The 12,810-nt window shown below is 57.7% G+C and carries 14 protein-coding genes; 3 read left to right on the top strand and 11 right to left on the bottom strand.

The features are described 5' to 3' along the window. Nucleotides 1-128: 128 nt before the first annotated feature. Nucleotides 129-1,073, bottom strand: a complete 945-nt coding sequence (locus tag ACOT1A_RS17280; protein ID WP_038416882.1) for a hydroxyacid dehydrogenase — start codon at nt 1,071-1,073, stop codon at nt 129-131. Beyond that, nucleotides 1,073-1,765, bottom strand: coding sequence for an RraA family protein (locus tag ACOT1A_RS17275; RefSeq protein WP_022649701.1), 693 nt, complete (start codon nt 1,763-1,765; stop codon nt 1,073-1,075). The genes ACOT1A_RS17280 and ACOT1A_RS17275 overlap by 1 nt, the downstream gene beginning before the upstream one ends. A 169-nt stretch (nt 1,766-1,934) precedes the next feature. Between ACOT1A_RS17275 and ACOT1A_RS17270 the strand changes: the two genes are divergently transcribed. Beyond that, nucleotides 1,935-2,672, top strand: a complete 738-nt coding sequence (locus ACOT1A_RS17270) for an IclR family transcriptional regulator (protein WP_032674096.1) — start codon at nt 1,935-1,937, stop codon at nt 2,670-2,672. A 36-nt stretch (nt 2,673-2,708) separates the two neighbouring features. On the opposite strand, the gene ACOT1A_RS17265 is transcribed toward ACOT1A_RS17270, so the two are convergent. Continuing rightward, entirely contained in the window at nt 2,709-4,043 is a 1,335-nt protein-coding gene (locus ACOT1A_RS17265) for an MFS transporter (protein ID WP_022649699.1), read from the bottom strand. Nucleotides 4,044-4,371: 328 nt separating this feature from the next. On the opposite strand from ACOT1A_RS17265, the gene ACOT1A_RS17260 reads away from it, so the two are divergent. Next, a complete protein-coding gene (locus ACOT1A_RS17260; RefSeq protein WP_038416880.1) occupies nt 4,372-5,397 on the top strand; it encodes a TerC/Alx family metal homeostasis membrane protein in 1,026 nt (341 codons plus the stop codon). 83 nt (nt 5,398-5,480) lie between these two features. Here the strand turns inward: ACOT1A_RS17260 and ACOT1A_RS17255 are convergent, their stop codons facing one another. The 3 genes from ACOT1A_RS17255 to ACOT1A_RS17245 form a co-directional block, all read right to left on the bottom strand. Then, nucleotides 5,481-6,143 carry an HAD family hydrolase gene (locus ACOT1A_RS17255; RefSeq protein ID WP_063201337.1) on the bottom strand — a complete coding sequence of 221 codons (663 nt, stop codon included), beginning with the start codon at nt 6,141-6,143 and terminating at the stop codon, nt 5,481-5,483. Between the two features lie 106 nt (nt 6,144-6,249). Continuing rightward, on the bottom strand, nt 6,250-7,044 hold the full coding sequence (locus tag ACOT1A_RS17250) for an SDR family NAD(P)-dependent oxidoreductase (protein WP_022649696.1): 795 nt from the start codon (nt 7,042-7,044) through the stop codon (nt 6,250-6,252). Nucleotides 7,045-7,076: 32 nt separating this feature from the next. Next, a complete protein-coding gene (locus tag ACOT1A_RS17245; protein ID WP_063152542.1) occupies nt 7,077-7,958 on the bottom strand; it encodes a LysR family transcriptional regulator in 882 nt (293 codons plus the stop codon). Between the two features lie 99 nt (nt 7,959-8,057). Here ACOT1A_RS17245 and ACOT1A_RS17240 point away from each other — a divergent pair, with 99 nt between their 5' ends. Continuing rightward, the gene (locus tag ACOT1A_RS17240; protein ID WP_022649694.1) at nt 8,058-8,564 is read left to right on the top strand and encodes a phenolic acid decarboxylase; all 507 of its coding nucleotides are present in this window, start codon (nt 8,058-8,060) and stop codon (nt 8,562-8,564) included. Nucleotides 8,565-8,623: 59 nt separating this feature from the next. Here the strand turns inward: ACOT1A_RS17240 and acpT are convergent, their stop codons facing one another. The 5 genes from acpT to ACOT1A_RS17215 are packed head-to-tail and all read right to left on the bottom strand — an operon-like array spanning nt 8,624 to nt 12,810. Then, entirely contained in the window at nt 8,624-9,217 is a 594-nt protein-coding gene (gene acpT, locus ACOT1A_RS17235; protein WP_022649693.1) for a 4'-phosphopantetheinyl transferase AcpT, read from the bottom strand. 2 nt (nt 9,218-9,219) lie between these two features. Further along, nucleotides 9,220-10,449 carry a beta-ketoacyl-ACP synthase gene (locus tag ACOT1A_RS17230; RefSeq protein WP_023298820.1) on the bottom strand — a complete coding sequence of 410 codons (1,230 nt, stop codon included), beginning with the start codon at nt 10,447-10,449 and terminating at the stop codon, nt 9,220-9,222. Then, nucleotides 10,446-11,177, bottom strand: coding sequence for a 3-ketoacyl-ACP reductase FabG2 (locus ACOT1A_RS17225; RefSeq protein WP_032626847.1), 732 nt, complete (start codon nt 11,175-11,177; stop codon nt 10,446-10,448). The genes ACOT1A_RS17230 and ACOT1A_RS17225 overlap by 4 nt, the downstream gene beginning before the upstream one ends. Further along, on the bottom strand, nt 11,171-11,644 hold the full coding sequence (locus ACOT1A_RS17220) for a 3-hydroxy-fatty acyl-ACP dehydratase (protein ID WP_276170018.1): 474 nt from the start codon (nt 11,642-11,644) through the stop codon (nt 11,171-11,173). The genes ACOT1A_RS17225 and ACOT1A_RS17220 overlap by 7 nt, the downstream gene beginning before the upstream one ends. Next, nucleotides 11,644-12,810, bottom strand: a complete 1,167-nt coding sequence (locus tag ACOT1A_RS17215; protein ID WP_276170001.1) for a beta-ketoacyl-[acyl-carrier-protein] synthase family protein — start codon at nt 12,808-12,810, stop codon at nt 11,644-11,646. Before ACOT1A_RS17215 ends, ACOT1A_RS17220 begins: the two co-directional genes overlap by 1 nt.

Raw genomic sequence — 12,810 nt, 5'->3', positions numbered from 1 at the left:
CTGTTAAGTAGGTCTATCTGAAGAAGTAGACAACTTTAAAGTCTTTTTCATGTTAAAGGAGACAACTTTAATGTCTGTGTACAGCTGAGGGTAAATGACAAGCGGGCGCGGTCATTCATCATTGCATTTCAGGGGCTGACGGCGACGTCAGCCAGGTGTACAACGTCCAGAATATTGCTGGCGGCCACGGTTCCCATCTTGATGTATGACGCTGCGCTGACGCCGCCAATATGCGGCGAAATGATGACGTTATCGACGGTCTGCCACAGGTTCGGGGCGGTCAGTGGCTCGCTGGTAAAGCTGTCGAGTGCCGCGCTGTGCAAGGTTCCATCCTTCAGCGCGTGTAACAGGGCTTCATCGTTAATTAACCCGCCGCGCGCTGTGTTCACCAGAATCGCGTTACGTTTACAGTGCGCGAGTGTGTCTGCGTTGATCATTCCTCTGTTGTCGTCAGTGAGCGGACAATGCAATGAGATAACATCGGCACGGGATAAAAGGTCGGGTAAGGTGTTTGCCCGTTCACAACCAGATGGCATCGTTTTAGCGTAAGGATCATACGCCACAATCTGCATGCCGAATGCCTGCCCCACCAGCGCAACCCGCGAGCCAATCGCCCCCAGACCGATAAGCCCCAGCGTCATGCCTTCCAGCTCGATAGATTTGTGCGTGGCTTTATCCCAGTGCCCGTCGCGCAGGCGTTTATCAAGGGTGACCACCGATTTGGCACAGGCAAGAATCAATGCCCAGGTATGTTCTGCAACCGCTGCCGCATTGGCGCCGGGGGCGGAACGAACGGCGATATTACGCGCCGCTGCCGCTGGCTGGTCTATCACGTCAATGCCGCTTCCGTGTTTCGATATAACCTGTAATGCAGGGGCTGCATCCATGATCCTTGCGGTTATTTTGCCGTAACGCACCAGGATGGCCACAGGATTGTGCCGTTCGCACAGCGTAACCAGCTGATCTTCTGTGGGCTGGTGACCGGCATACACCACGTCAAAGTCTCGCAGCATGCTGACAGCCTGGTCCGCCAGGTCGCATCCCGTGACCAGTACAACGCGTTTATCTTCCATTACAGCGTCTCCCCGTCAGATAACATGCCTGCCTTACGCAGCGCGTCGTTAAGCCAGTGTGGACGTAAATCGCCCTCACGAATAGCAGCAAGACGTCGGGTCTCTGTTTCGAGTTTCCCTTTGGCCATGGCGATAACGGCCTGCACTTCATCACGCGGGATCACCACCACGCCGTCGATATCCGCGACCACCAGATCCCCGGCTCGTACCGTTGCACCAGCGATAGAGATGGGGTGATTAACCCGGCCAGGAATTGATTTTGTCGGGCCACAGGGGTTAAGACCGGCGGCGAAGACGGGGTAGTGCCCTTTACTCAGGGTATCGGCATCACGTACCGCCCCGTCAATGATGATGCCCGCAATACCGCTTGCCTGGGCCTGCGTCGCCATAATCTCACCGAGCAGCGCACAGGTCAGGTCGCCTTTCCCGTCAACAACCAACACATCGCCAGGCTGTGCTACGGCCATTGCGGCATGGATGGCCAGATTATCTCCCGGGCGCACCTCCACGGTGACTGCCGGGCCCGCAACGGCCATGTGAGGCGCGAGCGGTTTGATACGACCATGGAGTGTACCGCGGCGACCGGCAACATCCGCCAGAATGGCGGCCTGATACTCGGCAGCCTGGTGAACCTGTTCAGCCGATACGCGTTCGACCTGACGATTAATCAATGATTTTTCAGAAACGGACATATATGCCTCCATATTGTTTTACTGTGTACAATGCAGGTGTACAATACAAAACAACTATAGCGGTGTTACTTTCCCATTAGCCAGATCTGCGATGGCGTTTGTGATGTAAACACGAAGTGACTCACAAAAATTGAGGTACACTCACTGCCGAGCAGAAAAGGAGATGATGATGGGTAACGAAGGCGTTGTAGCGGTCGAAAAGGCGCTGGCTTTACTGGATTGCTTCCGTCCCGGCGATGAGAGCCTGACGCTGACCGCGCTGGCGCAGCTATCGGGTTATCACAAAACCACGGTTTACCGGTTAATGAATTCGCTTGAGCGAATGAACTATGTCGTCAGGCATGATGACGGCAATTATGCGCTTGGCCCACGTCTGCTTTACCTTGGCAAACTTTATGAACAATCTTTCCATCTTTCCCGGGTGGTGCAGCCTGAGCTTCAGGCGTTATCACAGGCCTCTCAGGAGAGCGCCAGCTGGTATGTGTTAGAAGGCGGGCAACGTCTGTGCCTGTTCCGGGCAGAAGCATCGCACGGGTTGCGTCACAGCAATCTGCCGGGTACTCAGTTTCCGCTGGACGATTCTGCCATCAGTAAAGTGCTTCGCCACTGGGGCCTTAATGACGCGCTGCCAGAGGGGGAGCCCGCTGTTCCGCTCTATACCGCAGGCGCCCGTGACCCGCATACTGCGGCGTTCGCAATGCCCGTCTTCGGCGTCAATGACAAGCTGATTGCGGCGCTGGCGTTGACCGGGCCCATCTCCAGACTGACTGAAGATCGCCGTGAACAGGGGATCAGCCAGCTAATGCATGCCACCGCCAGCCGCCTGTCACAGAAAATGGGGGCCAGTAAGCCTTTTTGCCAGCAGTTTTATGGGGAAACGCAGGATACTGCGGAAGAGAGTCTCTAAGCATAAAGCGGGACGTGCGTCCCGCTTTTGTTATGTCTAATGGGTGACCTGCTTTTCATGCAACTGAGCATTGCTGGCCTGGCGTCCCATCACCAATACCGCGATACCCCCCGTGACGCATAACGCCGCCAGAGGAAGCATGGCCAGCGTGTGGCTACCCGTCCGTTCGTTGATAATACCGTAAGCGTTGACCATCACCGCACCGCCGATAAGGTTAGCGATGGCGCCAATTGCAGCCAGGCCCGCAGCCGCCGACGTGCTGCTCATCCAGCCTGACGCCAGCGCCCAGAAAGGCCCCTTCATTGAATACGCCCCTATCAGCATGATGCTCAGGATAACAATGGTGGCGGAAAGAGAGACGCTGACAAAGGCGGCAAATACGCCTGCGGCAATAATGAAAAGGGTCAGAGCGGTATGCCAGCGGCGTTCGTTGGTTCGGTCCGAACTGCGTCCCCACACAATCATCAGTACGGATGCCAGACCGTAAGGAATGGCGTTGAACAGACCCGTCTCCAGATTATCAAGGTGGAACGATTTCAGCAGCTGCGGTGACCAGACGCTGATGGTGGTGCCCGCTGATGACGCGCCTGCGTAAATCAGCGCCAGCAGCCAGATTTGACGATGCCTGAGCAACTGCCATGTCGTCTGGTGTCCGATATTTTTTTGCTGTTGACGCTCGGTTTCAAGCGTCGTTTCCAGCCATTTTTTCTGTTCCGCGTTAAGCCAGTTAGCCTGGTGCGGACGATCGCGAAGAACAAACCAGGCGGCAATACCCAGCAGGACGGCGGGTAAACCTTCAATGATAAACAGCAGATGCCAGCCGCGCAGACCCAGCCATCCATCCAGCGACAGAATCAACCCGGACAGCGGCGAGCCAATAAAATTGGCCAGCGGGATCGCGACCATAAAGGACGCGATAATTCGCGCACGGTAGCGGGAAGGGATCCACCAGGTCAGAAAGAGTACGACGCCGGGGAAGAAGCCCGCCTCCGCGGCACCCAGCAGAAAACGCACGATATAAAGCGACGTCGTGTTTTGTACCAGTGCCATACACATGGATACCACCCCCCAGCTGATCATAATGCGGGGGATCCACAGACGTGCGCCAACTTTCTGCATTGCCAGATTGCTTGGAACTTCAAACAGAAAATACGCCACGAAATAGAGGCTACTGGCGAAGCCAAACGCCGCTTTGCTGAGGCCGAGATCCTCATTCATCTGTAGCGAAGCCATGCCGATATTGCCGCGATCGATAATGGAGACCAGATAACTGACTATCAGAAACGGGAGGATACGCCAGATCACCTTGCGCATAGTCTCTCTTTCTATGTCCTCAGTGGCGGCAGTGCCATTACGAATATGTTCTGTCATGTGTTCCTCGCAGGGTCTGTTCTTGGTTTTATCAGGTACAACTCTGTTTTATTAAACAAAACCACTATAGCGTCGGCGCCTTCTTTTTATCCAGTTAATGGAAGGTTTAAATGATGTAAATAAGACGTGACTCACAGTTAACGGGCTTTACCTCGTGAGCCTAAACGACAGATGCGCCACCCCCCGTTGTGAGGTAAAGTACACACCTTGCGCAGCCAAAGAGCTGCGGTTTTGTGGGGTATAGGCGAATAACACGTTCCCCCATTCTCACTTCTGGTTTACGCCAGCCTGCATGGTGTTGTGTTTTGTCTTCTTAAAAGGGTTGTCTATGTCTGCTGCTCATCTCGGTTTCCCGACGGAAACCGTTGTTGTCTTTGTGGTGATGGCTGTTGGGGCGATGTTTATCGACCTCTTCATGCACCGTCACGATAAACCGATCTCGCTGAAAAGCGCGGCCTTGTGGTCCATCTTCTGGGTCATGATGGCGATGGCGTTTGCTGGCTTCTTATACGTGCACCACGGCGCGGAAATGGCCAGTCTGTTCCTCACCGGCTATGCACTGGAAGAGGTGCTCTCCGTCGACAACCTGTTTGTGATGATGGCGATCTTCGCCTGGTTCGGCGTGCCGGATAAGTATCGTCACCGCGTGCTCTACTGGGGCGTGCTGGGGGCGATTGTGTTCCGCGGTATTTTTGTTGCCATCGGCACCAGCCTGCTAAGCCTGGGGCCATACGTTGAGGTGATTTTTGCGCTGGTCGTCGGCTGGACCGCGGTGATGATGCTGAAACGCAATGAAGAGAGTGATGAAGTCGAGGATTACTCCAACCATCTGGCGTACCGCCTGGTAAAACGCTTCTATCCGGTCTGGCCAAAAATCAGCAGCCACGCGTTTATCCTGACCCAAAAAGAGGTGGACGCCGAGCTGGAGAAGCCTGAAAACAAGGATGTGATGGTAGGTCGCGTGAAGAAGGCGAAGCGCTACGCGACGCCGCTGCTGCTCTGCGTGGCGGTGGTAGAGCTGTCCGACGTGATGTTCGCCTTCGACTCCGTTCCCGCGATCATTGCCGTCAGCCGCGAGCCGCTGATTATCTACAGCGCCATGATGTTCGCAATCCTCGGCCTGCGTACCCTCTACTTCGTGCTGGAAGCGCTGAAGCAGTATCTGGTGCATCTTGAGAAAGCGGTAGTGTTACTGCTGTTCTTCGTGGCGTTCAAGCTGGGGCTGAATGCGACCGATCACTTCTGGCATCACGGTTATAACATCGGTGCCACGGCAAGCCTGTTTGTGGTGCTGGGGGTACTGGCGCTGGGGATTATTGCGAGCGTGATGTTCCCGGGGAAACGTGAGGCCTGATGTATCGCCCGGTGGCGCTTCGCTTACCGGGCCTACGACTGGGATGTAGGCCGGGTAAGGCGCAGCCGCCACCCGGCAAAAGGCTACTTTATTATCGGTGAGTTTCGGCGCTTGCGCGGATGATGGAAATGGCGCCAGTGCGGATCCTGCGCCGCCGCCAGCAGCTCGTGGTCGCCACGTGTGTCGCCCCAGGCGCGCAGGTGATATGCGTTCAGATCGCCATACACCTTTTCCAGCCTCGCCACTTTCTGCGCGCAGCGGCAGTTGTTGCCGGTGATCCGCCCGGTCAGCTTGCCGTCTTTCACTTCCAGCTGCGTGCCAATCAGCTTAATGCCGAGCTTATCGGCCCACGGCTGCAATACCAGCGCCGGGGAGGCGGAGCAAATCGTCACTTCCGCACCGGAATTAACTTCGTTGGCGACAGCCATGACCCCTTCCGGGCGCATCAGCTTGTTCCAGTATTTTTCACAGAAGGCCTCTGCCTGCTGACGTAACCAGTGCTCATCCACCCCCGTCAGGAAGGTTTTGATCAACACCTCTTTCAGCTCATCACGCGTCAGCTTGCGACGCACGCAGTGCAGCGTGGGCAGGGCCATGCGCACCAGGCGACCCGCAAAGTAGCGCTTGCCAAAGGCAAAGCGCAGGAATGGAATAAAACTGTCGTGGTGCGTCAACGTACCATCAAAGTCAAAGACAGAGAGCACGCTGGACTTCGCCACGGCTTCGTCGGCAATCATATTGGTCATAAATACGTCTTAGCTGAAATACACATTCTGTTCACTAGTTTACCTGCTTTACCTTCACAGTCCTTCTATCCGATCTCATTTTTTCTCGAACCTGTGGCCTGACGGGTCAAACTATGTCATCCACCACGCCACCGTCAACGCGCAGCGCCGCGCCGGAAGTCGCGGAGGCCTGCATGGAACAGACATACACCACCATATTCGCCACTTCTTCTACCGTTGCAGCGCGCTGAATAACCGAGCTGGGGCGATTCTCCATCACGAACGCTTTCGCCAGCTGCTCCAGCGATTTGCCGGTTCTCTCCATCTCGTCTTTCATCATCGCGGCAAAACCGTCCGACATTGTCGGGCCCGGCAGCACGCTGTTCACCGTGACGCCGCTGCCTGCCACGAACTTCGCCAGACCGCGCGCCAGCGAGAGCTGGGCGGTTTTTGTCACGCCATAGTGGATCATATCCGCAGGAATATTGCAGGCCGATTCTGACGAGATAAACACTACCCGACCCCAGCCTTTTTGTACCATACCGGGCAGCAGGGCACGGGAGAGGCGCACGCCGGACATCACGTTGGTTTGCCAGTAGCGTTCCCAGGTCTCGTCGTCGGTGGAATAAAAATCCTGCTGGCCATAGATCCCGGCGTTATTCACCAGAATATCGACGTGCGTGGCGACCCTGAGCAGTTCGTCAACGCCCTCCTGCGAGCTCAGGTCGGCGATGGCGGCACGGACCTGTACGCCTGGCACCACCTGCTGGAGCGCCTGAATGCCTTTGTTCACCGAGTCGACGCTGCGCCCGTTGACGATCACTTCCGCACCGCTCTCCGCCAGTCCGCGGGCGATGGCAAACCCAATACCGCCGGTGGACGCGGTCACCAGCGCTACTTTCCCCGTTAAATCGATTTTCATCGTTCACTCCTTGTCGTTTTATGGTTCAAAACTTAAAGCGTAGCAGTTGACGATGACGGCTCCTGTTTAAAAAGGCACAACAGCGTCTCAACCTGCTCGTCCAGCGGGCTGAGGGAGCGTTTAACGATGAGGTGCAGCGGCGTGGCGCGTCGAACGCCGTGGCTGAGGGGCAGGATTTTGAGGATGCCCTGCTGGAGCGGGGTCTGAATGCGTTCTTCCGGTAACCAGCCATATCCAACCTGATACATCACTGCTTCGATCGCGGCATCGATGGTGGAGAATGTCCACGACTCCCCGGTGGGGCGAACGGTGGGCTGGCTGTCTGCGATCTGAATGCGCGGCCACGGTCGAAGCATCTCGTCGTTAAGCGGTGTATCCAGCGCAAACAGCGGGTGCGCGTGATGCGCGACGGCAACAAAATCGATATTCATCAGCCATTCGCCCAGGCCGGTAATGTCCTGGCGGCGGGTTAAGACCATCACGTCGGCCTCATCATTGAGCGCATCTGCGCGGCTGTTTTCCAGCACCTCGGTAAGCCGCACCTGCGTTTGCGGGTACAGCTGCTGAAACTGGCGCAAAATCGCGAACAGCCGGCTGCGCGGAAAAATACTGTCTACCATCAGGTCGATACGGGTTCGCATCCCGCTGCGCAGGGTTGCAGCGCGCGTTTCAACATAGGCGAAGGCTTTCAGCAGCGGTTTAACCTGATTCAGCAACAGCTCACCCGCCGGGGTCAGCACGGCACGGCGTCCCTCTGTCATCAGGAGCGCTACGCCCAGCCGCTCCTGCAAAAGCGACAGGTTATAGCTGACCGAGGACTGGCTGCGATGGGTCTCTTCCGCCGCCTTAGCGAAGCTGCCAGCCTCGATGACTCTTTCCAGCAAGGCCCACTGTTCGAGCGTCGTCTTGTGCATGATTAATCTAAATTTTGGATGAATTTGATTCAAACATAGCGTTATTCATTCATTTTTTGAAGGGGTACGATCGTCTCATCAAAACAAAGGAGACATCTTATGAGCACCTTCGACAAACATGATTTAAGCGGCTTCGTTGGCAAACATCTGGTATATACCTACGACAATGGCTGGAACTACGAAATTTACGTTAAAAACGAGAACACGCTCGACTACCGTATTCACAGCGGTCTGGTGGGCAATCGTTGGGTGAAAGATCAGCAGGCCTACATTGTCCGCGTCGGGGAAAGCATCTATAAAATTTCCTGGACGGAGCCAACCGGTACCGACGTGAGCCTGATTGTGAACCTGGGCGACCGCCTGTTCCACGGCACCATCTTCTTCCCACGCTGGGTCATGAATAATCCGGAAAAAACCGTCTGCTTCCAGAACGATCACATTCCGCTGATGAACAGCTACCGTGATGCCGGGCCAGCGTATCCAACCGAAGTGATTGATGAATTTGCGACGATTACTTTTGTACGCGACTGCGGTGCGAATGACGATAGCGTTATTGCGTGTGCTGCCAGCGAGTTGCCAAAAAACTTTCCTGATAATTTAAAATAAGCTTAGCAACGCGTTAAATGCACAACGGCCATTTCGGTTTTAACCAGAATGGCCGTTTTTTATGCTGCAGAAATACCGGAGTAAGTCACCGATTCCGCCGTTAAGGTGAAAGGCGTAGGAGTACAGACCGCCAGGCTCAGCGAGCCGAAGCGAAGCTGGCTGACCGGGAGCGACTGGGCGGTGCTGTCAATGCTGACAATCTGCCACGCGCTGCCGCCACGCTGTTTGACGATCGCCTCTTTGCGCGTCCAGATGCGCCAGAATGCGGAAAGCTGTTCTTCCGGCGCTTCACGCTCCAGCTCGTCATGCTCGGTGAGGCTGAAAACGGCATTCGCCAGCGCCTGCCAGTTCTCCCGCGGGCGGATCACTTCGATATCGCAGCCAACCTCGCCTTCATCGCTTATCAGCATGGCAATATCGTCCCCGCTGTGGCTCAGGTTAAACCACAGCGGATGGCCGTTAGCGAAGGCCGGTTTTCCCTGCTCGCCGTAGATTATCTCGGGAAGCGGTGAGGGGGATAAAGTTCTGGCGAGCAGCGTCCGGCCTGCAAGCCAGGAAGCGTATCGCGCACCCTGAGGTGCCATGTCTGCGAGCGTTGACGCCAGCGGGTCCGCGCTAAGGGTGGAGATCTTTCCCAGTACAAACTGGTACATAGTTACGCCCAGCGTTTAATGATTATCGAGGTATTAATGCCGCCAAAGGCAAAGTTATTGCTCTGAATAAATTCGCAATCAATCGGGCGGGTTTCCCCCATAATATAATCTAAAGCGCCGCATTGCTCATCCGGTTGTCTTAAATTGAGCGTCGGCGTGAACCAGCCCTCCCGCATCATATGCAGACTCAGCAAGGCTTCCAGCGCGCCGCAGGCACCCAGGGTATGGCCGAAATAGCTCTTTAAGGATGAGATGGGCACGCTGTCGCCGAAAATAGCGGCGGTCGCCTGACTCTCGGCGATATCCCCGCGATCGGTTGCCGTGCCGTGGGCAGAAATGTAGCCAATGTCCTGAGGGCTAAGGCCCGCCATCGCCAGCGACTGCTCCATACACACCTGCATGGTTTCACGCTGGGGCTGGGTGATGTGCGCCGCATCGCAGTTGGTGGCAAAGCCCACGATCTCACCATAGATTGTCGCCCCGCGTGCTCTGGCGTGATCCAGCGCTTCCAGCACCAGCGTGCCCGCCCCTTCGCCAATCACCAGGCCATCGCGCTGAACGTCAAACGGCGACGGCGTGGTTTTGGGCGCGTCGTTACGCTGGCTGGTGGCAAACAGGGTATCGAAAACCGCCGCTTCCGACGGGCACAGCTCTTCCGCGCCGCCTGCCACCATCACGGTCTGGTAGCCGTGACGAATCGCTTCCCAGGCGTAGCCAATCGCCTGGCTGCCAGAGGTACAGGCGCTTGAGGTGGGGATCACCCGTCCGCGCAGGCCAAAGAACAGTCCGGTATTCACCGCCGTGGTGTGCGGCATCATCTGCACGTAGGTGGTGCCGGTGATGTTGTGGGTGTGCTTTTCGGTGAGCATGGAGGCAAACTCGCTGACCGGTCCGGTGCTGCCCGTCGACGAGCCGTAGGCGATGCCGGTCTGACCGTTGGTCAGCACCGCGTCGTCGATCAGGCCCGCCTGCTCCAGCGCCAGCTCGGTGGCGCGGGTTGAGAGCAGCGACACGCGGCCCATGGCGCGAATGCGCTTACGGGTATAGTGAGCGGGGAGGGTGAAATCTTCAATCGGCGCGGCGAGCAGGGTTTGCAGGCCGTCATACGCCTGCCACTCCGTCATGGTACGTACCGCATTTTCATACTCGCGCAGACGGCGCGAGATGGTCGGCCAGTCCTCGCCGAATGCGGTGATGCCGCCCATGCCCGTAATCACTACCCGGCGGGTCATAGCATGCCTCCGTTGATCGATATCACCTGTCGCGTCACATAGCCTGCTTTATCCGACATCAGGTAGCTCGCCAGCCCGGCCACTTCCTCGGCCTGGCCCATACGCTGCATCGGGATCATCGACATCGCCGCGTTCAGCGCGGCTTCATCCATCTCGATCATACCGGTATCAATCAGCCCCGGCGCGATGCAGTTGACGGTGATTTTGCGTTTTGCCAGCTCGGTGGCGAGCGCTTTGGTGGCGCCGATGATCCCGGCTTTCGCCGCGCTGTAGTTCACCTGCCCACGGTTGCCCATAATGCCTGACACCGACGACAGGGTGATGATCCGCCCGCCCTTGCGGGTGCCGATCATCGGCATAATGCAGGGATGAATGACGTTATAAAAACTGTCGAGATTAGTGTGGATCACGCTGTCCCAGTCATCGTCGCTGAGCGCCGGAAATGCGCCGTCGCGGGTAATACCGGCGTTACTGACCACGCCATACCACGCGCCGTGGTCAGCGATCGCCTGTTCCAGCACCGTACGGCACTGCTCGCGGTTGCCCACGTCAAAGGTGAGTAAACGGCCCGCGCCGCCTGCCTGGACAATCGCCTCCAGCGTCTCCTGCGCGCCCGCTTCATCACGATGGTAATGCACGCCGACGGTGAAACCGTCCGCCGCAAGCTGAAGGGCGATAGCGCGGCCAATGCCTTTGCTGGCGCCGGTGACCAGTACGGATCTCATGATGGTGTTCCCTGGTTAAAAAGTGTGGTTAATTCTTCCTCGCTCGGCTGGAAGGTGTTCACGCGGCCCGTGGCGAGGGAAATATTATCCGCATGAATGGTGCACTCGAAGCTGCCAAAGCGCTCATCCTGCATCAGACGTTCGATGGTGATGGTCAGCGTGCTGCCTGCGGCAAAATGCCCTGCGTCGCACACCAGCTCGCGCGCGCCCAGCACCATACCCAGCGCACAGTGCGGCAGCCCTTTTTGCATCCGGTGCCATTCAGACCAGACGCCCACGGTCTGAGCCATCAGCTCCAGCGCAAACCAGCCGGGCAGGTTGCCGCCTGCGTCCAGAAACGGCGCCAGAACGCCCCGTTCGTTCACCGTCACGCTGCAAACGGCGCGGTCATCGGTGACGCTTTCCACGCTCTCAAGCAGCAGCATCGGCGTGTCGTGAGGAAGATAATCCCCGGGTGGTAAGTAGCGCATCATACTCTCCCCAGCAGAAGGCTGGCGTTGTTGCCGCCAAACGCGAAAGAGTTTGACAGGATCACTGGTTTATTCAGCGGTGCGCTCTGGTGCAGTAGGCCGAAGGCGGGCAGGGTGTCGTCCGGCGCGTAGCGGGAAAAATCCTGCGGCGGCAGCGGCAGGTCTCGGGTCAGGATCAGCCAGCTCAGGGCGGCCTCGGTGATCCCGGCGGCACCCAGCGTGTGGCCGGTAAGATGTTTCGTGGAGCTGCACGGCACGCGGTCGCCAAAGAGATCGTGGATCACCTGCGCCTCAATGCGATCGTTCAGCGGCGTGGCGGTGCCGTGCAGGTTGATATAACCGACGTCCGCCGCCGTCATGCCCGCCTCGTTCAGTGCCTGGGTGATGGCGCGGATAGCCCCTTCGCCCTGCGGATGTGGGGCGGAAATATGGTACGCATCGCTGGATTCCCCCGCGCCCAGGAGCGCAATCTCGCCCGGCTCGCGGGTCAGTACCATCAATGCTGCCGCTTCGCCAATGGTGATCCCCCGACGGTTGCGGCCAAACGGTTCGCACAGGGTCGGGGAGAAGGATTCCAGGCTGTTGAAGCCGTTGACCGGCATTCGGCTCAGGCTGTCGGCCCCGCCGACGATGGCGACGTCCACCAGACCGGCGTCGATCAGGCGTCGACCGCTGATGATCGCCCGTGCGCTGGAGGAGCAGGCGGTCGAGATGGTATACGCCGGGCCGTCCAGCGCAAGCCAGCTGGCGAGAAAGCGCGACGGATCGCCCAGCTCCTGCTGCGGATATTGCCACTGCGGACTGCGCTCGCCGTTCTGCGCGCGGCGCACGTACTCATCACCCTCGTCCAGTCCGGAGGTGCTGGTGCCCAGCACCACCGCCACGCGGTCGCGCCCCACGCGCGCAATGGCCGCATCGACGGCGGGCCGGATTTGCGCCAGCGCCGCCAGCAGCAGCTGGTTGTTGCGACTTCGATGCGCAGAAAAAGACCCGGGAACAGGGGGAAGATCACCCTCCACCCCGCCCAGCACGGCCTCGGGTAAGCCCTGTAGCCAGCCCGCACGCTGGCGCATCCCGGGGGCCACGCCAGCGTTCAGGTTTACCGCTATTTCATCAGCCGAGTTGCCGAGCGCGTTGACCATGCCAACGGCAGAAAGGTAAATCAT

The sequence above is a fragment of the Enterobacter cloacae complex sp. SYL003 genome, from assembly GCF_049236925.1.
Lineage (GTDB): Bacteria > Pseudomonadota > Gammaproteobacteria > Enterobacterales > Enterobacteriaceae > Enterobacter > Enterobacter intestinihominis.
The sequence above is the reverse complement of the archived record's forward strand: the minus strand, read 5'-3'. Positions and strand labels throughout refer to the sequence as shown.